The sequence below is a fragment of the Rhizobium sp. PvP014 genome, assembly GCF_017876855.1.
Classification (GTDB): Bacteria; Pseudomonadota; Alphaproteobacteria; order Rhizobiales; family Rhizobiaceae; genus Neorhizobium; species Neorhizobium soli.
The window spans coordinates 3,029,909-3,053,448 of the sequence record NZ_JAGIOT010000002.1 but is presented as its reverse complement, the minus strand read 5'-3'; the positions used below and the strand labels follow the sequence as shown (position 1 = coordinate 3,053,448).

Sequence of the window (23,540 nt, the reverse complement as noted above, 5' to 3'; positions counted from 1 at the left end):
AGCCCAACCTGGAGAATTCCCGTGCAGACACGCAAACTTGGAACTGAACTGACGGTCTCGGCGATTGGCCTTGGCTGCATGGGCATGAGCCATGCCTATGGCGGGCAGGATGAGGCGACGTCGATCAGGACATTGCACCGCGCCGTCGAGATCGGCGTCAATTTCTTCGACACGGCCGAAGTCTATGGTCCCTACGTGAATGAGGAGCTGGTCGGCAAGGCGTTGAAACCGTTCCGCGATAAAGTGGTGATCGCCACCAAGTTCGGGTTCAGGATCGATCCCGCTAAAAAGGACTCGAGCGCGATGTCCGGTCTCGACAGCCGGCCGGAGCAGGTGCGCGCAGTTGCCGAAGCCTCGCTGAAACGCCTCGGCATCGACGTGATCGACCTCTTCTACCAGCACCGCGTCGATCCTGACGTGCCGATCGAGGAGACGGTCGGAGCGATGGCCGAGCTGGTGAAACAAGGCAAGGTGCGCGCGCTTGGCCTGTCGGAGGCAAGCCCTGACATCATCCGGCGCGCCCATGCCGTGCACCCGATTGCGGCGTTGCAAAGCGAATACTCTTTGTGGACCCGCGATCCCGAGGGCGATGTGCTCGATACCTGCCGTGAGCTGGGGATCGGCTTCGTGCCGTTCAGCCCGCTCGGCCGCGGGTTCCTGACCGGCAAGATCCAGAACACGTCGGAATTTGGCGAAGGTGATCTGCGCCGCACCATGCCGCGCTTCGAGGCTGAGAATATGGAGGCGAACCTGGCGCTGGTCCGGCTTGTCGAACAGATGGCGTCGGAAAAGGGCATCACGGCGGCGCAGCTTGCTCTTGCTTGGGTACTCGCCAAAGGCGACTTCATCGTGCCCATTCCCGGCGCGCGCAAAATCCCCAATCTGGAGCAGAATGCCGCAGCGGCCGACGTCGTGCTGACCGCCGACGACGTGAAGCGCCTCGACGACATGCTGTCTCCCGACAAGATCGCCGGTGCGCGTTACGGCGGACAGGCGGCATGGACACCGCGCCGCTGATGGAACTTCGTTTCACCGAGAACGTTTAAGGAACATCCAAACGGTGAGGAAACTATGAGCGACATATATAACCCGAAGACTGACCCGGATCCCGCATCGAACACCGAGAAGGACCCGGATGACTGGGTCACCGGTGACGAGCCGATGACCGGCGCCCAGGGCTCCTATCTCAAGACCCTCAGCGAGCAGGCGAAGGATCCCGACGCTTTCGCCGAAGATCTGTCCAAGGCCGAAGCCTCCAAGCGAATCGATGCGCTGCGCGAGAAGATGAAAATGTGAGTGTTGAGCCTTCCCCGGGTTCTGCTATCGTAGAGCCTGGGGAGGGCCTCGTCATGTCCGAAGAGCAGGCAGTGCAGTCGGTCGTGCATCTTTACGTGGACGGGATGACAGTTGCGCACGAAGGCGCGCTCCGCAAAGCGTTTCATCCAAAAGCTTCGATCATCGGTAACTACGACAATGCGGTCGAATGGCTATCGGTGGCCGAATTTGTCGCAGCGGTCGCCTCAGAAGGGCCAGCGCCGGCGGGCACGCAGCCTCTGATCGAGATCCTTGCCCTGGATATCGCCGGCGATACGGCCAGCGTCAAACTCATCGACGAATTTGCCGGCCTCCGGTTCACCGACTACCTTTCTCTTTTGAAGGTGAATGGTCGCTGGGTCATTGTCAGCAAGCTCTACCACCTGCATTCCTGACACCGCTTGCTACCGCCTCACATTCGGAAAGCCCTGGTACCACTCCGAATGGTCGCCGCCATGGTTGGCCATTCCGGCCTTGGTCAGGAGCCCGCGGGGCTGGGCATAGCTCGTGATGCGGCGCACCGGCCGTTCGTGCCACTGGATATTGAAGGCCCAGAGTTTCGGGAAAAAGCAGAGCGAGGCATAGGGAAGGTGATCGTGGATCCACCAGGCGAGCTTTCGCCAGTCGCCCTCCTCGCTGACATTGTCGATCAGCCATGGGACCACGATACAGGCCGTTGCCCCCATGCAGCCATCGGCATCGCGAAGATCCCAGATATGGTCTGCAGACGAGGCGGCATTGGTGGCGCAGTTCAATCCCCGGGCATTGCCGAAGGCATTGACCGCTGCTGCGCGGTAACCGGAGCGCACATGCAGCCGGCCGAATGTCACCTGCAGCGGTTCCAGCAGCTCCTCACAGAGGTGCCGCCCTGCCTCGATCGCGAGATCAGGATCATCAGGGACATTGGCCATGCCATAGACTGCGGCAATCTCGGAAAACAGGAAATCGCGGAAGAAGAAGTTTTCCGACAGTCTCACTCTGCCCAGATCCTCCAGCCCCTTCATGGAATTCGGCTTGCGCATCGGAAGGTCCCCCAACGGTTCGTGTGAAGTTACCACGCCCGTTTCAAACCCAAGAAACCAATACCAAAAGCGAAAAGGCCGCCACTATCCAGGCGGCCTTTGCAGGATTTTCGGCTCTCCTCGGCGATCTGCATGAGGAGAGCTACATCTATGCTCAGGACGTCCGCGCCGCATCCTATGGATATGGCGGCAGGACACAGGAATGGCGGTGCCAGCGCGCCGGTTAGGCGCGCAGCACGCCGCCGGTGACCTTGACGACATTGGCGACGATCTTGGCGGTGAGTGCCTCGAAATCCTCGTCCGTCAGTGTCTTGTCGACCGGCTGGATCAGGATTTCGATCGCGACCGACTTCTTGCCCTCGCCGACCGACGCGCCTTCGAAGACGTCGAAGACGTTGACGCCAGAGATCAGCTTGCGGTCGGCACTGGTTGCGGCCTTGACGATCGCGCCGGCTTCGACAGTCGATTCGACCACGAAGGCGAAGTCGCGCTTGACGGCCTGGAAGGGCGAGAGTTCCAGCGGAGGCTTGGTGCGGGTCGCCTTCTTCTTCGGCTCGGCCATGGCGTCGAGATAGACCTCGAAGCCGCACAGTGCGCCTGACACATCGAGCGCGGACAGCGTCTTCGGATGGAATTCGCCGAACGTGCCGAGCACGATCTTAGGACCCATCTTGATCGTGCCGCAGCGGCCCGGATGATACCAGGCGGGACCACCCTGTTCGACCTGCACGTTCGACATGGGCAAGCCGCAGGCTTCGATCACGGCCAGCGCATCGGCCTTGGCGTCATAGACATCCACCGGCTTGCCGCCGCCCTTGGCACCGTTCGACCAGAGGCGCCCCGCGCCATTGATCGAGGCCGTGCCGCGGCGGATACCGCCGGCAACGCGACGCTGGCCTTCCGGCGTGTCGTTCTCGTAGGTGCCGGAGACTTCGAAGATCGCCACATCGCCCAAACCCTTGTCAGCATTGCGCTGGGCAGCGGTCAACAGACCCGGCAGCAGCGAGGGACGCATATCCGACATATCCGCGGCGATCGGGTTGGCGAGCTTCAGCGACGGCGCGCCGCCACCGAACAGCTTTGCCTGCGCCTCCGGAATGAACGACCAGGTGACCGCTTCCAGCATGCCGCGGGCAGCGAGTGCACGCTTTGCCGTGCGAGTGCGAATCTGCAACGTGGTCAGGATCTTGCCGTTGACGCTGCCGATGCTTTCGAGCGGCTCCGGCTTGATGTGATCGACGCCGTGGATGCGCATGACCTCTTCGACGAGATCGGCCTTGCCATCGACATCCGGACGCCAGGACGGGACCTTGACCGACACTGGTTCGCCTGAACCTTCGACCATGAAGCCGAGGCGATCGAGGATCTGGCGGCTTTCGTCGGACGAGATCTCAAGGCCGGTCAGGCGCTTGACTTCAGTGAAGGGGAAATCGACGACCTTCGGCTCATATGCCGTGTAGCCGACGACCTTTGCTTCGGCCGCGGTGCCTCCGCAGAGTTCCAGCACCAGTTGCGTGGTGCGGTCGAGACCGGGAAGCATATAGTCAGGATCAACGCCGCGTTCGAACCGGTAGCGGGCATCGGTGATGATGCCGAGAGCGCGGCCGGATTTCGCGATGTTGATCGGGTCCCACAGAGCCGATTCGATCAGGACATCGACGGTGTTCTCGTCGCAGCCGGAATGCTCGCCGCCCATGATGCCGCCGATCGATTCGACGCCGTTGTCATCGGCGATGACGACGTTGCTGGGCGTAAGCTTGTACTCGCGGGTATCGAGCGCCAGGATCGTTTCGCCTTCGCTGGCGCGACGAACGACCAGATTGCCCTTGACCTTGGCGGCATCAAAGACGTGCATCGGCCGGCCCTGGTCGAAGGTCATGTAGTTGGTGATGTCGACGAGCGCGTTGATCGGACGCAGGCCGATCGCCTTCAGGCGCGTCTGCATCCAGGCCGGGCTTGCGCCGTTCTTCACGCCGCGCACGAGGCGCAGGCCGAAGCCGGGGCACAGGTTTTCGTCATCGAGATCGATCGACAGGCCGACCGAGGTTTCGCCTTCGAGTTTGAGCTGAGGCTTTGCGCGCGGCTTCAGCGTGCCGAGGCCGGATGCGGCGAGATCACGGGCGATGCCGTAGATCGAAGTGCAATCGGGACGGTTCGGCGTCAGGTTGATCTCGATCATCGGATCGTCGAGGCCGGCATAGGCGGCGAACGAGGTGCCGACCGGCGCATCGTCGGGAAGATCGATGATGCCGTTATGATCTTCCGACATGTTCAGCTCCTTTTCGGAGCACATCATGCCGTGGCTTTCGACGCCGCGGATCTTGCCGATGGCAAGCGTCACATCGATACCCGGCACATAATCGCCCGGACGCGCAAGCGCTCCGACCAGACCGGCGCGGGCATTCGGCGCGCCGCAGACGATCTGCAGCGGCTTGCCGCCGTTGACATCTGGACCGGCATCGACGGACAGAACCTTCAGGCGGTCCGCCTCCGGATGTTTTTCCGCCGACAGGACCTTTGCGATGACGAAAGGCTTGTAGGCTGCCTTGTCATCGACATCCTCGACTTCCAGCCCGATCGCCGTCAGGCGCTCGCAGATCTGCTCGAGATTGGCATCGGTTTCAAGGTGATCCTTGAGCCAGGAAAGCGTGAATTTCATCGGTTTTCTCCTGAAGGTCTCTGCACGGTCATGGTTTCCATCCGTGGCAGGCCGTCATCGACATGGAAGAAAGGAAGCTCTTCGCGCACGTAACCGTGCACGCTGGGCGGATAGTTTTCCGGCGCATCCATGGCGCCAAGCATAAAGTAGATCCGGTCGGCGAGCCGCTCATCGGTATAGGCGATCGGTGCGCCGCAGGTCGCGCAGAAGCTGCGCTTGACGGCTGCTGTGCCGTAGGCCGAGCCGGTCTCGCCTGCGAAAGTCACGTCGCCGGTTTTGAACCCGACAAAGGCAGCGACAGGCGAACCGGTTGCTTTCCGGCAGTCGCTGCAGTGGCAGTAACTGGCGTAGATCGGGTCAGCGCTGACCTCAACGCAGATCGCGCCGCAGCGGCAGCCTCCGCGATGCACCCTCTCCTGTCGCGTCACCATCTCACTCATGGGGCAATCCCGTCCGCAATGGTTCCGGTTACTGGCTCAACCCACCAAACAATGTCGGCATGTCGAGCGGGCGGAAACCGTAGTGGTTCATCCAGCGGACATCGGCATTGAAGAAGTCGCGCAGGTCCGGCATGCCGTATTTCAGCATGGCGATACGATCGAGGCCCATGCCCCAGGCAAAGCCCTGATATTCGTCCGGATCGAGCCCGCCGGCGCGCAGCACGTTTGGATGCACCATGCCGCAGCCGAGGATTTCCATCCAGTCGGTGCCTTCGCCGAACTTCACGATCGGTCCTGAACGGTCGCACTGGATATCGACTTCGAAGGACGGTTCGGTGAACGGGAAGAAGGACGGACGGAAGCGCATCGTCACGGACGGCACTTCGAAGAAAGTCTTGCAGAACTCTTCCAGCACATACCGCAGATTGCCCACATGCGCCTTCTTGTCGACCACGAGGCCTTCGACCTGGTGGAACATCGGCGAATGGGTCGCGTCGGAATCCTGGCGATAGGTCTTGCCGGGAATGATGATGCGGATCGGCGGGTCCTGGGCTTCCATGGTGCGAACCTGGACCGGAGAGGTGTGGGTGCGCAGCACCTTGCGCTCACCCTTTTCATCCGGCTGGAAGAAGAACGTGTCGTGCATTTCGCGGGCGGGGTGGCCTTCCGGGAAATTCAGGGCGGTGAAGTTATAGTAATCGGTCTCGACATCAGAGCCCTCGGCAATCGAGAAGCCCATGTCGGCGAAGATTGCCGTGATTTCGTCGGTGATCTGGCTGATCGGGTGAATACGGCCGCGCTCGGCTGGAGAGGAGCGCACCGGCAGCGACACATCGAGCGTTTCGGCCTTCAGACGCGCGTCGATCGCTGCGTCCTTCAGCATCGTCTTGCGGCTGGTGATCGCCTCGGTGACCTCGGTCTTCAGCGCGTTGATTGCTGCACCGCGGGTCTGGCGTTCTTCGGCAGACATGGCGCCGAGTGTCTTCAGGAGCTCGGAGACGGAGCCTTTCTTGCCAAGCGCGTTGACGCGCACGGCTTCGATCGATGCCTCATCGCTCGCACCTTCGATTTCAGCCAGAAGCGAGGTTTTCAGATTTTCCAGATCGGACATGATGTGTTCCGTTGATGCTCGGACAATGAAGCGGATTTGAATGCGAATGCTGGCAGACAAAACATGAAAGCCGACAAAAGAAAAACCCGCGCCAGCTCACTGCCAGCGCGGGTTCCCCAAAATCTATCAGCTACAAGCTTGGGAAGCGCTGGTTACTTGACCGCGCTTTCAAACTCGTTCTTCGTGCCGGCGTCCTTGAGGTAGGCCAGAGCCGTCTTGGAAGCTTCGACGAGAGCGCCGAATGCTGCAGGCTCATGGATTGCCAGGTCGGACAGAACCTTGCGGTCGACTTCGATGCCAGCCTTGTTGAGGCCGTCGATGAAGCGGCCGTAGGTCAGGCCGGATTCGCGCACAGCGGCGTTGATACGCTGGATCCAGAGAGCGCGGAAGTTGCGCTTCTTGACGCGACGGTCGCGCGTTGCGAACTGACGCGAACGATCGACTGCTGCCTTTGCGGCGCGGATGGTATTCTTGCGGCGGCCGTAGAAGCCCTTGGCTGCCTTGAGTGTCTTGGTGTGCTTGGCGCGGGAAGTTACGCCACGTTTTACGCGTGCCATGTCATGATCTCCTTAAAACTGTTCCAAATCGTCGAATGAGTCTTAGAGACCGTTCGGCAGGTAGTTCTTGATAACCTTCTTGCCGTCAGGCTCAGCGAGGATCATCGTGCCGCGTGCATCGCGGATGAACTTGTTGGAACGCTTGATCATGCCGTGGCGCTTGCCAGCAGCGGCGGCAACGACCTTACCGGTCGCGGTTACCTTGAATCGCTTCTTGGCAGCCGATTTCGTCTTCATCTTGGGCATTTTGCTACTCCATAATTGTATCGGATCCGCAGACGATGCGAATTCCAAGCATTTTGAACTGCCACGGCATGCCCTGCCGGACCGTTCGGACGCGCGCTTATAACCGCAGAGGATCGAAAGCGCAATGGTATAAGAAGAATGGCGTGACAACGCCGATGCCCTGACCTTCCAGAGGCACGGGGCGATTGGCGTGGCGCTTACTTCGGCGCCAGCACCATCATCATCTGGCGGCCTTCGAGCTTGGGCTCGGCTTCCACCTTGGCAATTTCAACAGTGTCTTCTTTGACCTGCAGCAGAAGCTTCATGCCGAGTTCCTGGTGGGCCATTTCGCGGCCACGGAACTTCAGCGTCACCTTTACCTTGTCGCCTTCTTCAAAGAAACGGTTCATCGCCTTCATCTTCACCTCATAGTCATGGGTGTCGATGTTCGGGCGCATCTTGATTTCTTTGATTTCGACGATCTTCTGCTTCTTGCGCGCTTCGGACGCCTTCTTCTGGTTCGCGTATTTCAGCTTACCAAGATCGAGGATCTTGCATACCGGCGGATCGTTGTTCGGCGAGATCTCGACGAGATCGAGTCCGGCGTCCTCGGCCATCTTGAGGGCCTGGTCGGTCGGTATCGCACCGAGATTCAAGCCTTCGGCATCGATAAGCTGGACCTTGGGAACGCGGATTTCCCGGTTTGAGCGCGGGCCTTCCTTGACGGGGGCATCGGCTTTGAATGGTCTGCGAATGGTCGTGTTCTCCTAGATAATTTCAGCACGCAGCAACGACAATTCCTCGCTTGGCTGCAGCCGAAAGCGGAATGTCGTCATCACTGGATAGATGTCAATACCATATACGCGGGGAAAAATCACCTGCTGCAATCGTCTGACAATGTGATTTATAGATGCCCGCCTTTCAGGATGCCTCTGTTTGACGCAATCGGAGGCTGCGACGTCAAGGAGACCCACATGTCAGCGACCGCCCCATCAGACCTTATCCGCATTCCGGTTGGCACCGCAGAGACAATGCGCGAGATCGCAATTCTCGTCAGGCCGGCATCCGCTTCCAATGACAACGCGGCTTTCGTCTGGCTCGGCGGCTACCGATCGGACATGACGGGCACCAAAGCCGTCGAACTCGACGCGCTGGCCGAGACGCTCGGCACCGAGTGCATCCGCTTCGACTATTCCGGCCACGGCGTCTCCGGCGGCGCGTTTCGCGACGGCACGATTTCCCGCTGGCTGGAGGAGGCTCTTGCCGTGCTCGACCACACGAAACCCAAGAGCGTAGTGCTGGTCGGCTCGTCGATGGGCGGCTGGATCGCGCTTCGTGTGGCCCAAGAGCTTAAGAAGCGTGGCGGGTCGCCCAAAGTCGAGGGTATGGTGCTGATTGCCCCCGCCCCCGATTTTACGGGGGAGCTGATCGAGCCGCATCTGACGGAAGAGCAGCGACAGTCGCTTGCTGTCAACGGCTATGTCGAGGAACCCTCCGAATATAGCAGCGAACCTGATATCTACACCCGCGACCTGCTTGAGGATGGAGCACGCAACCGAGTACTGACCGGCATTATCGAAACCGGTTGCCCTGTGCATATCCTTCAGGGAATGAACGACCGCGACGTGCCTTATGAACACGCGCTGAAACTCATGGAATTCCTGCCTGCCGACGACGTGACGCTGACGCTTGTACGTGACGGTGATCACCGCCTTTCCAGGCCTCAGGATATCGAAAAAATGAGGGGTGCAATCATGGGCCTAATAAATAAATGAGTAAATTTTGGGCTGATGCGAGAATGCAGCATTGTTAACCATAAAGCAGTTTTAATGAAGATTAACAAAACCTGAACGATTGACTTGACCCCCATTCGGCCCTTAACTTTTCGTTAGGACTTTAAGGGACGGGTCATGATGAAAGCCTTGCTGGTACGGCGCTTTGCGGTGATCCTTTTGTGCGCGCTGGTGCCTGCGGGCGCCGCAATGCCGGCTCCGCGGTCGATTGCATCGATGGTGACCGGTGACGTGACGTCGCAACCGATCGGCCATTTTGAGTTCTGCCAGCGCCTCCCCGCGGAATGTTCTCTGAAGAGCCGGTCGGCGCCCGCTCCCAAACTCAACGAAGACAGCTGGCAAACGGTTCGCCGGATCAACCTGGAAGTCAACGAGCGCTATATAGCCAAGACCGACATGGATGCTTACGGTCGGGAAGAGTTCTGGACCTATCCGACCATCTTCGCCGACTGCGAGGATTTCGCGTTGCAGAAGCGCAAGGAACTGGCCGAAGCAGGCTTCAGTTATTCCGACCTTCTGATGACGGTCGTGCGCAAGCCGGATGGAGAAGGTCACGCCGTTCTGACGCTTCGCACTGCGGATGGAGATTTCATTCTCGACAATCTTGATAACGATGTCCTGCCCTGGACGGCTACGCATTACACGTTCCTGAAGCGCCAGGCTTCGTTCAACGCAGGGCGTTGGGTCACCATCGAAAATGGCCGCGACCTTCTCGTCGGCGCTCTCCGGTAGAGCCGGCTTGCAGACGACGGGCCGTATCAACCGGTCGAAATGACAAGACCCGCCCTGCTTTGCAGCGGCGGGTCTTCTTTTTTGCTGTCGATGCGCCGGCTGCGGCGAACCGATAACCTGCGCCTTATCCGTTGCCGATCAGGATACCGGCGGCCAGGACCAGCGAGCCGCCGAACACGACCTGGAAGACAGCCTTGAAGAACGGTGTCTCCATGTATCGGTTCTGGATGAAGGCGATCGCCCAGAGTTCGAAGAAGACGATGATCGCCGCAACGATAGTGGCCGTCCAGAAATGCGGAATGAGATAGGGCAGCGTATGGCCAAGCCCGCCGATGGCGGTCATGATGCCTGAGGCAAATCCGCGCTTGATGGGGGAGCCGCGACCGGAAATCTTGCCATCGTCGTGTGCCGCTTCGGTAAAGCCCATCGAGATACCCGCACCGACCGATGCCGACAGACCGATCAGGAAGGTCGACCAAGTATCGCCCGTGGCGAATGCTGCCGCAAAGATCGGCGCCAGTGTCGAAACCGAACCGTCCATAAGGCCGGCAAGCCCGGGCTGGACATAGGTCAGGATAAACTGACGCCGGGCAGACAGGTCTTCTTCCGAACGCGTTTCCTCGGTTACGTGCTTTTCGCCGAGCATCCGGGCGATTTCTTCATGCCCGTCCTCGGCCAAGGCCAGATCGCCCAGGAGCTGCCGCGTCGAGGCATCCGATACCCTTTTGGCGGCCTCGCGATAGAACCGTGCCGCCTGGCGCTCCATCGCTTCCGTCTGTTCGCGGATCTTGTCGAGCGGCAGATTGCGCATCAGCCAGTCGGGCTTGCGGGCGTAAAATCCCTGCACATGCTCTCTGCGGATCAGCGGAATGTTCTCGCCGAAGCGGGAGCGAAACATCTGGATCAGCATGTTCTTGTGCGTCTGCTCGACCTCGGCCATGTCCTCGAACACCCTTGCGGAGCTCGGATATGCCTCTTTCAGGTTCTTCGCGTAGGAGAGATAGATGCGCGCATCCTCCTCTTCCGACGAGATGGCAAGAGCGAGGATTTCCTCTTCGCTCAGCGACAAAAACGCCCGGCGGGACCCGGGCACCAAACGAGTGAACATCGAAGCTCCTTATTAGAATAATTCTAACCTAACTTTTTTGTGTGAAAGTTCAAGTCACTCCCAACCGTGCCCTTCAATCCGTTTGAGAAAAAAAATCGCGCGCAATATTCGCAAACCAATGCTGCAGCGCAGCGCAACTTCCTGCACTTTTTACTTGCCGGTGACGAAATGATCGGATTAAGAGCAGACGCCGGTGAGGACCGGTGAAATGAAGTTACCGGCCGTCAAGGGCCAGTCAGAAAGGCATGACCCGTATGAACCGCAGACATTTCTTTCGGCAGGCAGGGACCGCCGGAATCGGCGCAGTTGCAGCCGGGGCTTTGGCCGCTCCCGCGATCGCGCAGGAAAGCCCCAAGCTCACCTGGAGGATGACATCCTCCTTTACCAAGAACACCGACATCCTCTGGGCCGCATCCACCGATATCGCGCAAAGCGTCAAGGAAGCGACGGACGGCAACTTCACCATCCACACATTCGCGGCCGGCGAAATTGTGCCCGGCCTTCAGGCGGCAGACGCTGTTTCCAACGGCACCGTCGAAATGGCGCATACCTGCTCCTACTATTATATCGGCAAGGATCCGACATTCGCGCTCGGGACGTCGGTGCCCTTCGGTCTTAATGCCCGCCAGACGAACTCCTGGTTCTCGATCGGCGGCGGCAACGACCTGCTCAACGAATTCCTCGGCAACTACAATCTCTATGCGCTGCCGGCCGGCAATACGGGTGCCCAGATGGGTGGCTGGTTCCGCAAGGAGATCAACACGATCGACGACCTGAAGGGTCTGAAGATGCGCATCGCCGGTCTTGCCGGCCAGGTGATGACCAAGCTCGGCGTCACGCCGCAGCAGATCGCCGGCGGCGACGTCTATGCGGCGCTGGAAAAGGGCACGATCGACGCGACCGAATTCGTCGGTCCGTATGACGATCAGAAGCTCGGCTTCGTGAAGGTCGCGAAATACTACTACTATCCGGCATGGTGGGAAGGCGGCCCGGCCGTCCACGCGTTCTTCAACCGCGACAAGTTCAACAGCCTGCCGAAGAGCTACCAGCGCATTTTGAAAGATGCCTGCGCCAACGCCAACATGAACATGCTGGCGCGCTACGATGCGAGCAACGCCAAGGCGCTGCGTCAGCTGGTGTCGGAAGGCGCCGTGCTGAAGGCATTCAACCAGCAGATCCTCGATGCCAGCTATGCGGCGGCGCAGGAAACCTACGCGGAGCTCACGGCCAAGAACGCCGCCTTCAAGAAGATCTACGACAGCCAGCAGGCCTTCAAGAAGGATGCCTATCTCTGGGCGCAGATCGCCGATTACACCTACGACACATTCATGATGATCCAGCAGCGCAACGGCAAGCTCTGATTATCGACACGGACATGCGTTACCCGAAAACCCCGGCTCAACCCGGGGTTTTCTTTTTGCGGCAGGGCGCACGCTGTCGATTCCTCTTGTCGGAGCCGGGAGAAGCGCTTTAAGACCAAGATGGCTTGAACGAGATTTTTCAGACATCTCAGGAGGATATTTCATGGATCGCAGACGTTTCCTGCACAATGCTACCACTGCCGGCATCGGCGCCGCGGCTGCCGCTTTGGCCACGCCGGCGATCGCCCAGGAGCGTCCGAAGATCACCTGGCGGCTGACATCGTCCTTTCCAAAGAGCCTGAACATCATCTTCGATGCGGCGACCCAGATCGCCAACAGCGTCAAGAATTCAACGGACGGCAATTTCACCATCCAGACCTATGGCGCCGGTGAACTGGTGCCGGCTCTGCAGGCCGCCGATGCGGTTGCCAACGGCACGGTCGAGATGGCGCATACATGCTCCTATTATTACATCGGCCAGGATCCAGCCTTTGCGCTCGGTACCGCCATTCCGTTCGGCCTCAATGCCCGCATGACGAATGCCTGGTTCCTGAACGGCGGCAACGACCTGATCAACGAGTTCCTGGCGCCCCGCGGCCTTTATGCGCTGCCGGCCGGCAATAGCGGCACGCAGATGGGCGGCTGGTTCCGCAAGGAGATTAACACGATCGACGACCTGAAGGGTCTGAAGATGCGCATTGCCGGCCTGGCCGGCCAGGTGATGCAGAAGGTCGGCGTGACGCCCCAGCAGATCGCCGGCGGCGATGTCTATGCGGCGCTCGAAAAGGGTACGATCGATGCGACCGAATTCGTCGGTCCGTATGACGATCAGAAGCTCGGCTTCGTCAAGGTCGCCAAATACTACTACTACCCGGCATGGTGGGAAGGCGGCCCGGCCATGCATGCCTTCTTCAACCTGGAAAAATTCAACAGCCTGCCGAAGAGCTACCAGCAGATCCTGACCGATGCCTGCGCGGCAGCCAACATGAGCATGCTTGCCAATTACGACGCCCATAACGCTGTCGCTTTGAAGAAATTGGTTGGCGAAGGCGCGATCCTGAAAGCGTTCAACCGCGACATTCTGGATGTGTGTTTCAAGGCCGCGATGGAAACCTATGCCGAGCTTTCCCAGAAGAGCCCGGCCTTCAAGAAGATCTACGATCACCAGCAGGCGTTCAAGAAGGATTCCTATCTCTGGGCGCAGGTTGCTGAATACAGCTACGACACGTTCATGATGATGCAGCAGCGGGCAGGCACGCTCTAAGCATCCGACCAAACGACGAAAGCCCCGCACGCGACGGGGCTTTCAAAACTTTTTAGAGCTTCGGCCTATCTCTTCAGATGGGCCTGTATGACCTTAGCTACCGGTGTTGGGGCGATTGCTGCCGACATTGGTATTTGTAGACGCGGTCTTCCCGTCGGCGGTCTGTCCGTAATAGGTACCACCGAGGTGGCCGCCGGAACTGGTGTTTTCCACCTGGCGTTCTGCGCGCTTTACGGTCTGTGCTACGTCACTCTTGCTCATAATGTCCTCCAGCTTTTGGGGTTGGTGACGGTGTTTCCAACTCAACTCTCAAAGATCTGTTCCCGAAAAACCGACATCTCCCTTGACGACAACATAATCCGATCCTATTTGGAAACGATCATTTCCTAATTAGGCATTCCACTATGACGATCGAAACCCTCACCGATACTGCTCGAATGGCAGGCCGGCCGCGCGAGTTCGAAATCGAAGCGGCGCTGGACAAAGCGATCGTCGTGTTTTCCGAGCAGGGTTATCACGCGACGTCGATTGCGGACCTCAAGGACGCGATGGGGCTGACGGCCGGAAGCCTCTACAAGGCGTTTAAGGACAAGAAGGCCATCTTTCTCGCGTCCTTCGATCGCTACAAGCAGGTTCGCAACGCAGCCCTTGCGGAGGCAATTTCGGTGGGAGGCAACGGCCGCGAACGGATGCGCCTTGCGCTGCATCACTATGCTAACTCGGCGCATGGCGAACTTGGCCGGCGCGGCTGCCTCGTGGTCGGCGCTGCCGTCGAACTTGCGCTCTTCGATCTCGAAACGGATCTGCGCGTGAAAGTATCGCAAGCCCGGATTGAAGGTCTGTTCGAAAACCTGGTTCGGGAGGGCCAGGCGGACGGATCGATTTCGGATCGGAGCGATCCCGAAGTGACGGCGCAGTTCTTCTACGCCGTGATTCAGGGTCTGCGGATCGCGGGAAAGGCCGGACAGGGCCAGGAACGCGCCATCGCCACCGTGGAAACCGCGCTTAAAATTCTCGACTGACAGCACGTCTCTTTTCTCCCTCCCTTTTCTCCTCCCAAGAGCCCACCATGACATCCCCAGTTCCTTCCCCCGCTCGTCGGGTTTCGCCGGACGTCGAAACGGCGGCCACATCGCCAAGTGCAGCGCCCACCCTCTCCCCGATAATGGCCTTCACTATGGCCGCCGCGGCCGGGCTGATCGCCGCCAACCTTTATTACGCGCAGCCGCTTGCGGGCCCGATTGCCGCATCGATCGGCCTTTCCGAAAGCGCCACCGGCCTGATCGTCACGCTGACGCAGATCGGCTATGGGCTCGGCCTGCTGTTCATGGTGCCACTCGGCGATCTCGTCGAGAACCGCCGGCTGATCATCCTGATGATTGCCGCCACGAGCGTTGCCCTGATCGCGGCCGGGCTCTCGACGACACCGCTTCCGTTCCTCGCGGCATCGCTTGCGATCGGCATCACCTCCACTGCGGTGCAGATGATCGTGCCGTTTGCGGCAAACCTTGCACCGGAGGAGAGCCGCGGCCGGGTCGTTGGAAACGTCATGAGCGGGCTGATGATCGGCATCATGATGGCGCGACCCGTCGCGAGCTTCATTGCAGGATTATCGTCGTGGCATACCGTGTTCTTCCTGTCAGCTGCGGTGATGGTTGCCGTCGGTCTGGTGCTGTCCTTCCGCCTGCCCAGGCGCATGCCGAAGACGACGCTTAGCTATCCCGGCCTGATCGCTTCCATGGGAAGGATCTATACGACGCAGCCGCTTTTGCGCCGACGGTCCTTCTACCAGTTCGCCCAGTTCTTCGCGTTCAGCCTGTTCTGGACGGTGACGCCGCTGCTGCTGGCAGGGCCCGCTTTCCAGCTGGGACAGGGCGCCATCGCCATCTTCGCGCTTGTCGGCGTCGCCGGTGCCGTTGCGTCTCCGATCGCCGGACGGTTGGCCGACCGCGGACTTGGCAGGCCGGCAACCGCCTTCGGCATCCTCGCCGTCGTTGCCGCCTTCCTGATGACGCATATTGCGCCTGAAGGTTCGACCATTGCGCTGATGATGCTGGGTCTGGCCGCCATCGCTCTCGATTTCGGCGTGTCGATGACGCTGGTGATCGGCCAGCGATCAATCTACGGCCTTGATGCAGAGCTGCGCAGCCGTTTGAACGGCCTGTTCATGGCAACCTTCTTTGTCGGCGGAGCACTGGGTTCGGCAATCGGCGCCTGGGCCTATGCGCAAGGCGGCTGGCTTGCCGCATCGGCGATCGGCCTCGCCCTGCCGGCCGCAGCCTTTGCTTATTTCCTCACGGAAAAACGATGACGAGATATGGCCCGCGTGTTTTGCGGGCCACTCATGGCGCTTACCCGATCCGCTTGTAAAACAGCGTCGTGCCGCAGAGGCCGCCTTGCGGCCACAGGGCATAATCCGGAATGACGCCGACGCGTTCCCAGCCGAACCGGGGATAGATGCGTTCCGCGTCGCTGCCGGTTGCGGTGTCCAGCACCAGAAGCGTGCGTCCCTGCCCTGCGGCTTCCGATTCGACGGCCTCCATCAGCTTGCGCGACAGGCCGAGGCCGCGGGCATCGCGGTGGACGAGGAGTTTCATCAGGTCTCCCCGATGCGGCTGGTTCGGTTTCGACGCAAGACCGATCTGGACGGTGCCGACCGCTCGACCCTCGACCTCTGCGACAGCCAGAATGATGGTGCCCTTTTCCACCTCGTCTGCGATGCCGTTCCAGTATGCGGTCGCATCCTGAGGCCCGAATGGCAGCATGAAGCCCAGCGATGCGCCGCCATTGATGCAGTCGGACAGGATGTCACTGAGATCGGGGATCGCCTCGCGGGTGGCGGCGGCATCGAGGATACGGATGGTCGGGGTCATTGTTTGCTCCTGTTGTTCAGCGGCCGCGGTTGAGGATTACCGCGTAGCGGGCGGGGCGATCACTCGGATTGTGGAATTCGAAGGCGTCGCCGATATCCATGAACAGGCAGTCGCCCGGCAAAAGGTGATGGGTCATGTCGGGGAGCACCATGTTCAGTTCTCCCTCGAACAGCCAGACATGCTGGGTCATGACCCGGCTTTCCTCCCGCGGCGGGAAACTGACGCGTGCGCCGGCCGGAAACTCCACCTCGACGATATCGACCGGTGTCGGCATGCCCGGCGGCGAGACGGAGCGGCGCAGATATCCCGTCGTCGGATCGCGCCACAGCCTTTGCTCGGTCTTCTTCGACAGAGGTGATGATGACTGCTCGTCTGGCGCAAAGAAGGTGGAGAGGCTTTGACCCAGTCCTTCGCAGAGCCTTGCCAGCAGCGCCGCTGTCGGGCTTGCCTCTGCCCGTTCAATGCGCGAAATCATGGCCCGACTGACACCGGACCGCAGCGACAGTTCGTCCAGCGTCAGCCCTGCGGAAGCCCGCAGCGCCTTCAGCCTTTCGCCAATTGCCAGTTCGATTTCGCCGTCTGAATTTTCCATTATCAGAGATATAAATTCTCTCTTGATGGAATCAAGCGAATTGCGAAGGCTGGATGAATTTTACAGGTGATGGCGTTTCCGCGATAGCGAATGTCCTATTCGATACGCTATGGATCGTCGACCAAGGCAGCCGCGACGGAAGCGCCGAGGGTCCACTAAAATCAGGATTTTCGACATGAACGGACAAGCGGCTGTCTCGCCCTTTTCAATCGCCAGCATCGTCGTCTCGATGACGATCGCCGCGATCGGAAGCGGCATCATGTTCGCCTATGTGCCGTTCATGCTGACACGATCGGAAGCTCCCTGGGCGGCCGGCGCTGCGGTGACGGCCGTGGCATTCGGCGGCCTCGTCGGTTGCGTGCTGGGCGGACCGCTGATCAAGCGGGTCGGCCATGCGCGGCTGTTTGCCTGCTCGATGGCGATGGTCATCATTGCAGCCGTGCTGATCGCCGCCGACCTTCCCGCCTATATCTGGATTTTTGCACGCGGCATCTATGGCGCCGCTGCCAACGTCAACTTCATCATCGCCCAGAGCTGGCTCAACCACGCCGCCTCCAACGAATGGCGCGGCAAGGCGATGTCGTTCTTCTACATGGCCTATGTTCTGGGCCTTGGATGCGGCAACTGGATTTTCGGCCAGATCCCGACAGACGGCAATCTTGCGCCGCTGGCGGTGGTTTTCTTTACCGCGCTTGCGATCCTGCCGATCGGGCTGACCCGCCTGCCGAACCCGCCGGCACCGGCGCGCGTCAATGTCGATATCAAGATGGCGTGGAAGATCTCGCCGGTCGGTCTGGTCGGCGTGCTTGCCTCGGGCGGTCTTTCGATGGTGGTGCAGGGCTTCCTGCCGATCTATGCCTCCACCAACAACGTGTCGCAGACCGATGTCGCGATGCTGATGTTCGTGATGCAGACGGGGCTTTTGTTCGTGCAGTATCCGCTCGGCATCCTGTCGGACCGGATGGACCGGCGCTATGTGCTTTTGATCACCTGCGTGCTCATCGTGTTTGCCGGCTTCGGAGCGTTTTTCTCCTCCTTCTCGCATCTCTATCTCCTGATGATCATGTTCCTGATCTTCGGGGGTTCTGTCGAGACGGTCTATTCGGTGGCCAACGCCCATGCCAACGACCGCGCCGACCCCGGTGATTTCGTGCCGCTGTCTTCCACGCTTCTCGTGGCATGGTCGACGGCTGCGACGATCGTGCCGCTGGCGGTCACCATGCTGACGCCTATTCTGGGCGGAAAGACCTTTATCGTTGCGGCGATGGCGGTGGCTGTCGTCTATGGCCTGTTCGTGCTGCAGCGCCTGAAAGAACGCGGTCCGGCACCCGAGGCGGAGCGCGAGAGCCACGAAGTGCGCAGCGCCCAGCTTCCCAATGCGGCAGCGCTGACCGAACCCGGAGCCGTAAATCCCGGAAATTAACGCCTTTCATCCTCAACGAAAGGTTATCTTCCCTCTTTGCGGCAGACACGGGCGCTGCTATATGCGCGAGCCATGAGCACCAATTCCCGCACGCCGCTTGACCATATCCGCAATTTCTCGATCGTGGCGCATATCGACCACGGCAAATCGACGCTCGCCGACCGTCTGATCCAGACGACAGGCGGCCTTGCCGAACGCGACATGTCCGAGCAGGTTCTCGATTCGATGGATATCGAGCGCGAGCGCGGCATTACCATCAAGGCCCAGACCGTGCGCCTGCATTACAAGGCGAATAACGGCGAGACCTATGTTCTCAACCTGATCGACACGCCCGGCCACGTCGACTTCGCCTACGAAGTGTCGCGCTCGCTATCGGCATGCGAAGGATCGCTGCTGGTCGTCGATGCCAGCCAAGGCGTCGAGGCGCAGACGCTTGCCAACGTCTATCAGGCGATCGACAACAATCACGAGATCGTCACGGTCCTCAACAAGATCGACCTGCCGGCCGCCGAACCCGACCGCATCCGCGAACAGATCGAGGAAGTGATCGGCATCGATGCCAGCCAAGCCGTGCTGATCTCGGCAAAGACCGGCCTCGGCATTCCCGACGTTCTGGAAGCCATCGTCAACCAGCTGCCACCGCCAAAGAGCGAGATGGGCGACAAGGGTCCGCTGAAGGCGCTGCTCGTCGACAGCTGGTACGACACCTATCTCGGCGTCATGGTTCTCGTGCGCATTCTCGATGGCGTGCTCTCCAAGGGCCAGACCATCCGCATGATGGGCACGGACGCCAAATATCAGGTGGAACGAGTCGGCGTTCTGACGCCGAAGATGCTGGCCGTCGATAGTCTCGGCCCGGGCGAGATCGGTTTCTTTACCGGCTCGATCAAGGAAGTGGCCGATACCCGCGTCGGCGATACCATTACCGAAGACAAGAAGCCGACCGCCAAGGCCCTGCCCGGCTTCAAGCCTGCACAGCCGGTCGTGTTCTGCGGCCTGTTCCCGGTCGATGCAGCCGATTTCGAAGACCTGCGCGCCGCGATGGGCAAGCTGCGCCTCAACGACGCTTCGTTCTCGTTCGAGATGGAATCGTCTGCGGCTCTGGGCTTCGGTTTCCGTTGCGGCTTCCTTGGCCTCCTGCATCTCGAAATCATCCAGGAGCGCCTGGAACGCGAATTCAACCTCGATCTGATCGCAACCGCGCCTTCCGTGGTCTATCAGCTGACCATGACCGACGGTTCCGAGCGCGAGCTGCACAACCCGGCCGACATGCCCGATGTCGTCAAGATCTCGGAAATCCGCGAGCCGTGGATCAAGGCGACGATCCTGACCCCGGACGATTATCTCGGCGGCATCCTGAAGCTTTGCCAGGATCGGCGCGGCATTCAGACGGAGCTCACCTATGTGGGCAAGCGCGCCATGCTGACCTATGAACTGCCGCTCAACGAAGTGGTGTTCGATTTCTACGACCGCCTGAAGTCGATCTCCAAGGGCTATGCCTCGTTCGACTACCACCTGCACGGCTATCAGGAGGGCAACCTCGTGAAGATGTCGATCATGGTGAATGGCGAGCCTGTCGACGCGCTGTCGATGCTGGTGCACCGGACTGCTGCCGAAAAGCGAGGCCGCGACATGTGCGAGAAGCTGAAGGATCTGATCCCCAGGCACATGTTCAAGATCCCGATCCAGGCAGCCATCGGCGGCAACGTGATTGCCCGCGAGACGATTTCTGCGATGCGCAAGGACGTGACGGCGAAGTGCTACGGCGGCGACGCCACCCGCAAGCGCAAGCTGCTCGACAAGCAGAAGGAAGGCAAGAAGCGCATGCGGCAGTTCGGCAAAGTCGACATTCCGCAGGAAGCATTCATTGCAGCGCTGAAGATGAAAGACGATTGATTTGCACAGGGGCTGGTTCGAAAGAACCGGCCCTTTTTACTCGCCGATTGCTCAGTCAGCCGGATCATTTCGGGACAGGAATCAAAAGATCTGGGCCGGACCGCAATAAACGAACAGATCGCGCCGTCCAAAGTTTGATAATCTGCAAAAATTGCTTTGAAAACCGCCGATTGACGGCATATTACCGGCGCCTATTCCATCACACGCATTTGGTGACGTCATGAACTATCAGGTCGTATCCGCGCATTGGCCTATTGGCGGAGGCGAGACCGGCGAGCTCATACGCCAGTTCGATTGGACGAAGACGTCTCTCGGGCTGATCAAAGACTGGCCTTCGCATCTGCGGATCAAGGTCAACTCGATGGTCAATTCGCCGATCCCGCAGGTTTTGATGTGGGGCGACGACCATGTGATGATCTACAATGACGGCTACAAGGAGATTGCCGGGGATTATCATCCACGCGCGCTCGGTGACAAGGTTTCCGCTGTCTGGCCGGAAATCTGGGAATGGAACAAGACAATCCTTGAAGCCGGCTTTCGGGGAGAGGTCCAGTCCTTCCGCGACCAAGTCATGGTGCTGAACCGTCATGGATCGCCTGAGGATGTCGTCTTCGACCTGTTCTACACGCCGATCTACGACGAAACCGGCAAGGTCGACGGTGTCCTGTGCACGGTGCTCGAAAACACCGAGAAGGTGCACGCGCTGAACGCCTTGGCTCAGAGCCAGGAAGAGCTCAGCCGCCTTACCAACGCGCTCCCCATCCTCGTCGGGTTCCTCGACCGCGACCATGTCTATCGCTTCGCCAATGACGGTTATCAGGAGTGGTTCGGACTAGCCGCCAGCGACGTCATTGGCAAGCATGCCGCGGAGGTGATCGGCAACGCCTATTACGCTGCCCGCATACCATTGCTTCAAAAAGCGCTCTCCGGCGAACGGGTGATCACGGACACGGTGATCAAACGTCCTGACGGAGAAGAACGGACAGCCGAAATCCGCTACGTTCCGCGCTTCACCTCCAAGGGTGAGATCGACGGCATCTATGTGCTGATCATCGATATCGAGGACCGCAAACAATCCGAGAACGCACTTCGTCGCAGCAATGAACGGTTCCGGGCCGCGGTCGCGGCCATCCATGGCGTGCTGTGGACCAACACCGCCGACGGCCGGATGCTGGGCGAACAGACGGCCTGGGCCACGCTGACCGGCCAGCGTTTCGACGAATACCAGGACTACGGCTGGGCAGATGCCGTGCATCCCGACGATCGGGAAGGTTCGGTCGCCAGCTGGCAGGCGGCCGTCGCGTCCAAATCCACCTATGTCTGGGAACATCGCGTCCGCCGCCATGACGGCCTCTATCGTACCTTTGCCATCCGCGGCGTGCCGATCATCGGTTCCTCGGGCGACATCGAGGAATGGGTAGGTGTCCATACCGATATCACCGAGCAGCGGGAAGCCGAATCGAACCTGCAGGACCATGCCAGCAACCTGGAACGGCAGGTCCGCCACCGCCTGCGGGCAGAGGAACAGCTGAGACAGCTGAACGAAAGCCTGGAAGCCCGCGTCGAATCGGAGATCGCCGAGAGGCGCCAGGCCGAACGGGCATTGCAGCAGGCGCAGAAGATGGAATCGATCGGTCAGCTGACCGGGGGCGTTGCGCATGACTTCAACAACCTGTTGCAGGTCGTTGCCGGCAATCTTCAGCTCCTGGCCAAGGACATTGTCGGCAATGCACAGGCGGAACGGCGTGTCGGCAATGCGCTTGCCGGCGTCAGCCGCGGTGCAAAGCTTGCCAGCCAGTTGCTGGCTTTCGGCCGCCGGCAGGCGCTGGAGCCACGCGTCATCAACATCAGCCGCTTTATTGCCGGAATGGACGATCTGCTGCGCCGGTCGCTCGGTGAGGCGGTTGAGGTCGAGGTAATTGCCAGCGGCGGGCTCTGGAACACCTATGCCGACCCGACGCAGGTCGAAAACGCGCTTCTGAACCTCGCAATCAACGCACGTGATGCGATGGAGGGGTCCGGCAAGTTGACGGTTGAGGTGGGTAACGCCTTTCTCGACCAGGATTACGCCCGCACCCATGTTGAAGTCACGCCCGGTCAATACGTGATGCTGGCCGTGACGGACACGGGCGCCGGCATGGCGCCAGATATTCTCGATAAAGTGTTCGAGCCGTTCTTTTCCACCAAGCCAGAGGGCAAGGGAACCGGATTGGGACTGTCCATGGTCTACGGCTTCGTCAAGCAGTCCGGCGGGCATGTGAAGATCTACAGCGAGGTGAACGAGGGCACGACCGTGAAGGTCTACCTGCCGCGGTCCGTCGCCGATGAGGACCGCGAAGTGGTCGTCCAGGCCGGCCCGGTCGTCGGCGGCTCGGAAACCGTGCTGGTCGTGGAAGACGACGAGGCGGTACGCAACACCGTTTTCGAGACGCTGACCGATCTCGGCTACCGCGTCCTGACGGCAAAGGATGCACAGGCCGGCCTCAACGTGGTCGAGAGCGGCATTCCAATCGACGTCATCTTTACCGACGTCGTGATGCCGGGCCCTCTGAAGAGCCGCGAAATGGCGCGTCGCGCAAAGGAGCGCCTGCCGCATCTCGCGGTGCTATTCACCTCCGGCTACACTGAAAATTCCATCGTCCACGGCGGCATTCTGGATGCCGGTGTCGAGCTCTTGTCCAAACCCTATACCCGCGAGGCTTTGGCGCGCCGTATTCGCCATGTCATCGCCAACCAGAAGCAGGTGGACCAGGCGACCGCCCCCAGGGCGGAAACAGTCAAGCCCGTTGCCGAAGTTGCCGCCGCGACGCCAAAAACGCTGACGATCCTGCTGGTCGAAGACGACTTTCTGATCCGGGGAAACACGGCCGAGATGCTTGCCGAACTCGGCCATCAGGTAATCGAGGCTGGGACAGGAAAAGAAGCGCTGGTCGAGCTCGAAAGCAATTCGATCGATGTCCTGATCACCGATATCGGCCTGCCGGATACAGTCGGCGGTGATCTGGCGGTGCGTGCCGTGGCGGAAAAGCCCGACCTGACCGTCGTGTTCGCAACGGGAGAGAGCCACAAGCCGGACAACGCGCCACCCGGCTCCCGCCTTCTGCAGAAGCCTTATAACGAGATGGACCTTGCGGCGGTTCTGGCAGGCGTCAACGCGGGTTCGTAGTACG

The 23,540-nt window shown here is 60.1% G+C and carries 23 protein-coding genes; 12 read left to right on the top strand and 11 right to left on the bottom strand.

Annotation, left to right across the window (positions count from 1 at the left end):
- The first annotated feature begins 21 nt into the window (after window positions 1-21).
- The 3 genes from J3A65_RS19305 to J3A65_RS19295 are packed head-to-tail and all read left to right on the top strand — an operon-like array spanning window position 22 to window position 1,709.
- The gene (locus J3A65_RS19305; RefSeq protein ID WP_209902874.1) at window positions 22-1,017 is read left to right on the top strand and encodes an aldo/keto reductase; all 996 of its coding nucleotides are present in this window, start codon (window positions 22-24) and stop codon (window positions 1,015-1,017) included.
- 54 nt (window positions 1,018-1,071) lie between these two features.
- Window positions 1,072-1,296 carry a DUF3072 domain-containing protein gene (locus J3A65_RS19300; RefSeq protein ID WP_209902872.1) on the top strand — a complete coding sequence of 75 codons (225 nt, stop codon included), beginning with the start codon at window positions 1,072-1,074 and terminating at the stop codon, window positions 1,294-1,296.
- A gap of 53 nt (window positions 1,297-1,349) precedes the next feature.
- Window positions 1,350-1,709 (top strand): nuclear transport factor 2 family protein, encoded by a 360-nt coding sequence (locus J3A65_RS19295; protein ID WP_209902870.1) that lies wholly within the window; start codon window positions 1,350-1,352, stop codon window positions 1,707-1,709.
- 9 nt (window positions 1,710-1,718) lie between these two features.
- On the opposite strand, the gene J3A65_RS19290 is transcribed toward J3A65_RS19295, so the two are convergent.
- The 7 genes from J3A65_RS19290 to infC form a co-directional block, all read right to left on the bottom strand.
- Window positions 1,719-2,336 (bottom strand): hypothetical protein, encoded by a 618-nt coding sequence (locus J3A65_RS19290; protein ID WP_209902868.1) that lies wholly within the window; start codon window positions 2,334-2,336, stop codon window positions 1,719-1,721.
- Between the two features lie 223 nt (window positions 2,337-2,559).
- Window positions 2,560-4,995 (bottom strand): phenylalanine--tRNA ligase subunit beta, encoded by a 2,436-nt coding sequence (gene pheT / locus J3A65_RS19285; RefSeq protein ID WP_209902866.1) that lies wholly within the window; start codon window positions 4,993-4,995, stop codon window positions 2,560-2,562.
- The gene (locus J3A65_RS19280; protein WP_245341591.1) at window positions 4,992-5,435 is read right to left on the bottom strand and encodes a GFA family protein; all 444 of its coding nucleotides are present in this window, start codon (window positions 5,433-5,435) and stop codon (window positions 4,992-4,994) included. The genes pheT and J3A65_RS19280 overlap by 4 nt, the downstream gene beginning before the upstream one ends.
- A gap of 28 nt (window positions 5,436-5,463) precedes the next feature.
- Window positions 5,464-6,546, bottom strand: a complete 1,083-nt coding sequence (gene pheS / locus J3A65_RS19275) for a phenylalanine--tRNA ligase subunit alpha (protein WP_113109345.1) — start codon at window positions 6,544-6,546, stop codon at window positions 5,464-5,466.
- Between the two features lie 152 nt (window positions 6,547-6,698).
- Complete coding sequence (gene rplT / locus J3A65_RS19270) at window positions 6,699-7,103, bottom strand: 50S ribosomal protein L20 (protein ID WP_062454093.1); 405 nt, start codon at window positions 7,101-7,103, stop codon at window positions 6,699-6,701.
- Between the two features lie 42 nt (window positions 7,104-7,145).
- Window positions 7,146-7,349, bottom strand: a complete 204-nt coding sequence (gene rpmI / locus J3A65_RS19265) for a 50S ribosomal protein L35 (protein ID WP_046793986.1) — start codon at window positions 7,347-7,349, stop codon at window positions 7,146-7,148.
- A gap of 197 nt (window positions 7,350-7,546) precedes the next feature.
- Window positions 7,547-8,083, bottom strand: a complete 537-nt coding sequence (gene infC / locus J3A65_RS19260) for a translation initiation factor IF-3 (protein WP_062454094.1) — start codon at window positions 8,081-8,083, stop codon at window positions 7,547-7,549.
- A gap of 219 nt (window positions 8,084-8,302) precedes the next feature.
- On the opposite strand from infC, the gene J3A65_RS19255 reads away from it, so the two are divergent.
- Window positions 8,303-9,103 carry an alpha/beta hydrolase gene (locus tag J3A65_RS19255; RefSeq protein WP_209902864.1) on the top strand — a complete coding sequence of 267 codons (801 nt, stop codon included), beginning with the start codon at window positions 8,303-8,305 and terminating at the stop codon, window positions 9,101-9,103.
- Window positions 9,104-9,310: 207 nt separating this feature from the next.
- Window positions 9,311-9,853 carry a transglutaminase-like cysteine peptidase gene (locus J3A65_RS19250; RefSeq protein WP_244474020.1) on the top strand — a complete coding sequence of 181 codons (543 nt, stop codon included), beginning with the start codon at window positions 9,311-9,313 and terminating at the stop codon, window positions 9,851-9,853.
- A 124-nt stretch (window positions 9,854-9,977) separates the two neighbouring features.
- Here the strand turns inward: J3A65_RS19250 and mbfA are convergent, their stop codons facing one another.
- Complete coding sequence (mbfA, locus tag J3A65_RS19245; RefSeq protein WP_209902862.1) at window positions 9,978-10,961, bottom strand: iron exporter MbfA; 984 nt, start codon at window positions 10,959-10,961, stop codon at window positions 9,978-9,980.
- 254 nt (window positions 10,962-11,215) lie between these two features.
- Between mbfA and J3A65_RS19240 the strand changes: the two genes are divergently transcribed.
- Entirely contained in the window at window positions 11,216-12,322 is a 1,107-nt protein-coding gene (locus J3A65_RS19240; RefSeq protein ID WP_062580107.1) for a TRAP transporter substrate-binding protein, read from the top strand.
- Between the two features lie 163 nt (window positions 12,323-12,485).
- Window positions 12,486-13,586, top strand: a complete 1,101-nt coding sequence (locus J3A65_RS19235; RefSeq protein ID WP_113109343.1) for a TRAP transporter substrate-binding protein — start codon at window positions 12,486-12,488, stop codon at window positions 13,584-13,586.
- Between the two features lie 93 nt (window positions 13,587-13,679).
- On the opposite strand, the gene J3A65_RS19230 is transcribed toward J3A65_RS19235, so the two are convergent.
- Complete coding sequence (locus tag J3A65_RS19230) at window positions 13,680-13,847, bottom strand: hypothetical protein (protein WP_184654217.1); 168 nt, start codon at window positions 13,845-13,847, stop codon at window positions 13,680-13,682.
- A 143-nt stretch (window positions 13,848-13,990) separates the two neighbouring features.
- On the opposite strand from J3A65_RS19230, the gene J3A65_RS19225 reads away from it, so the two are divergent.
- Together J3A65_RS19225 and J3A65_RS19220 are read left to right on the top strand one after the other, a co-directional pair.
- Window positions 13,991-14,608, top strand: a complete 618-nt coding sequence (locus tag J3A65_RS19225; protein WP_209902860.1) for a TetR/AcrR family transcriptional regulator — start codon at window positions 13,991-13,993, stop codon at window positions 14,606-14,608.
- 143 nt (window positions 14,609-14,751) lie between these two features.
- Window positions 14,752-15,897 carry an MFS transporter gene (locus J3A65_RS19220; RefSeq protein WP_245341717.1) on the top strand — a complete coding sequence of 382 codons (1,146 nt, stop codon included), beginning with the start codon at window positions 14,752-14,754 and terminating at the stop codon, window positions 15,895-15,897.
- Between the two features lie 40 nt (window positions 15,898-15,937).
- Here the strand turns inward: J3A65_RS19220 and J3A65_RS19215 are convergent, their stop codons facing one another.
- Together J3A65_RS19215 and J3A65_RS19210 are read right to left on the bottom strand one after the other, a co-directional pair.
- Window positions 15,938-16,459: a GNAT family N-acetyltransferase gene (locus J3A65_RS19215; RefSeq protein WP_209902856.1), complete on the bottom strand. Its 522-nt coding sequence runs from the start codon at window positions 16,457-16,459 to the stop codon at window positions 15,938-15,940.
- 16 nt (window positions 16,460-16,475) lie between these two features.
- Window positions 16,476-17,054 (bottom strand): helix-turn-helix transcriptional regulator, encoded by a 579-nt coding sequence (locus J3A65_RS19210; RefSeq protein ID WP_209903623.1) that lies wholly within the window; start codon window positions 17,052-17,054, stop codon window positions 16,476-16,478.
- Window positions 17,055-17,226: 172 nt separating this feature from the next.
- Here J3A65_RS19210 and J3A65_RS19205 point away from each other — a divergent pair, with 172 nt between their 5' ends.
- The 3 genes from J3A65_RS19205 (at window position 17,227) to J3A65_RS19195 (ending at window position 23,536) form a co-directional block, all read left to right on the top strand.
- A complete protein-coding gene (locus tag J3A65_RS19205) occupies window positions 17,227-18,474 on the top strand; it encodes an MFS transporter (RefSeq protein ID WP_209902853.1) in 1,248 nt (415 codons plus the stop codon).
- 72 nt (window positions 18,475-18,546) lie between these two features.
- On the top strand, window positions 18,547-20,370 hold the full coding sequence (lepA, locus tag J3A65_RS19200) for a translation elongation factor 4 (protein WP_209902851.1): 1,824 nt from the start codon (window positions 18,547-18,549) through the stop codon (window positions 20,368-20,370).
- Window positions 20,371-20,590: 220 nt separating this feature from the next.
- Window positions 20,591-23,536: a PAS domain-containing protein gene (locus J3A65_RS19195; RefSeq protein WP_209902849.1), complete on the top strand. Its 2,946-nt coding sequence runs from the start codon at window positions 20,591-20,593 to the stop codon at window positions 23,534-23,536.
- Window positions 23,537-23,540: the final 4 nt, after the last annotated feature.

Excerpts from the sequence above, each read along its gene's own strand:
- J3A65_RS19300 (WP_209902872.1), top strand. The coding sequence starts at position 1,072 with ATGAGCGACATATATAACCCGAAGACTGACCCGGATCCCGCATCGAAC.
- J3A65_RS19295 (WP_209902870.1), top strand. The coding sequence starts at position 1,350 with ATGTCCGAAGAGCAGGCAGTGCAGTCGGTCGTGCATCTTTACGTGGAC.
- J3A65_RS19290 (WP_209902868.1), bottom strand. The coding sequence starts at position 2,336 with ATGCGCAAGCCGAATTCCATGAAGGGGCTGGAGGATCTGGGCAGAGTG.
- pheT (WP_209902866.1), bottom strand. The coding sequence starts at position 4,995 with ATGAAATTCACGCTTTCCTGGCTCAAGGATCACCTTGAAACCGATGCC.
- J3A65_RS19280 (WP_245341591.1), bottom strand. The coding sequence starts at position 5,435 with ATGAGTGAGATGGTGACGCGACAGGAGAGGGTGCATCGCGGAGGCTGC.
- pheS (WP_113109345.1), bottom strand. The coding sequence starts at position 6,546 with ATGTCCGATCTGGAAAATCTGAAAACCTCGCTTCTGGCTGAAATCGAA.
- rplT (WP_062454093.1), bottom strand. The coding sequence starts at position 7,103 with ATGGCACGCGTAAAACGTGGCGTAACTTCCCGCGCCAAGCACACCAAG.
- rpmI (WP_046793986.1), bottom strand. The coding sequence starts at position 7,349 with ATGCCCAAGATGAAGACGAAATCGGCTGCCAAGAAGCGATTCAAGGTA.
- J3A65_RS19255 (WP_209902864.1), top strand. The coding sequence starts at position 8,303 with ATGTCAGCGACCGCCCCATCAGACCTTATCCGCATTCCGGTTGGCACC.
- J3A65_RS19250 (WP_244474020.1), top strand. The coding sequence starts at position 9,311 with ATGCCGGCTCCGCGGTCGATTGCATCGATGGTGACCGGTGACGTGACG.
- mbfA (WP_209902862.1), bottom strand. The coding sequence starts at position 10,961 with ATGTTCACTCGTTTGGTGCCCGGGTCCCGCCGGGCGTTTTTGTCGCTG.
- J3A65_RS19240 (WP_062580107.1), top strand. The coding sequence starts at position 11,216 with ATGAACCGCAGACATTTCTTTCGGCAGGCAGGGACCGCCGGAATCGGC.
- J3A65_RS19235 (WP_113109343.1), top strand. The coding sequence starts at position 12,486 with ATGGATCGCAGACGTTTCCTGCACAATGCTACCACTGCCGGCATCGGC.
- J3A65_RS19230 (WP_184654217.1), bottom strand. The coding sequence starts at position 13,847 with ATGAGCAAGAGTGACGTAGCACAGACCGTAAAGCGCGCAGAACGCCAG.
- J3A65_RS19225 (WP_209902860.1), top strand. The coding sequence starts at position 13,991 with ATGACGATCGAAACCCTCACCGATACTGCTCGAATGGCAGGCCGGCCG.
- J3A65_RS19220 (WP_245341717.1), top strand. The coding sequence starts at position 14,752 with ATGGCCTTCACTATGGCCGCCGCGGCCGGGCTGATCGCCGCCAACCTT.
- J3A65_RS19215 (WP_209902856.1), bottom strand. The coding sequence starts at position 16,459 with ATGACCCCGACCATCCGTATCCTCGATGCCGCCGCCACCCGCGAGGCG.
- J3A65_RS19205 (WP_209902853.1), top strand. The coding sequence starts at position 17,227 with ATGAACGGACAAGCGGCTGTCTCGCCCTTTTCAATCGCCAGCATCGTC.
- lepA (WP_209902851.1), top strand. The coding sequence starts at position 18,547 with ATGAGCACCAATTCCCGCACGCCGCTTGACCATATCCGCAATTTCTCG.
- J3A65_RS19195 (WP_209902849.1), top strand. The coding sequence starts at position 20,591 with ATGAACTATCAGGTCGTATCCGCGCATTGGCCTATTGGCGGAGGCGAG.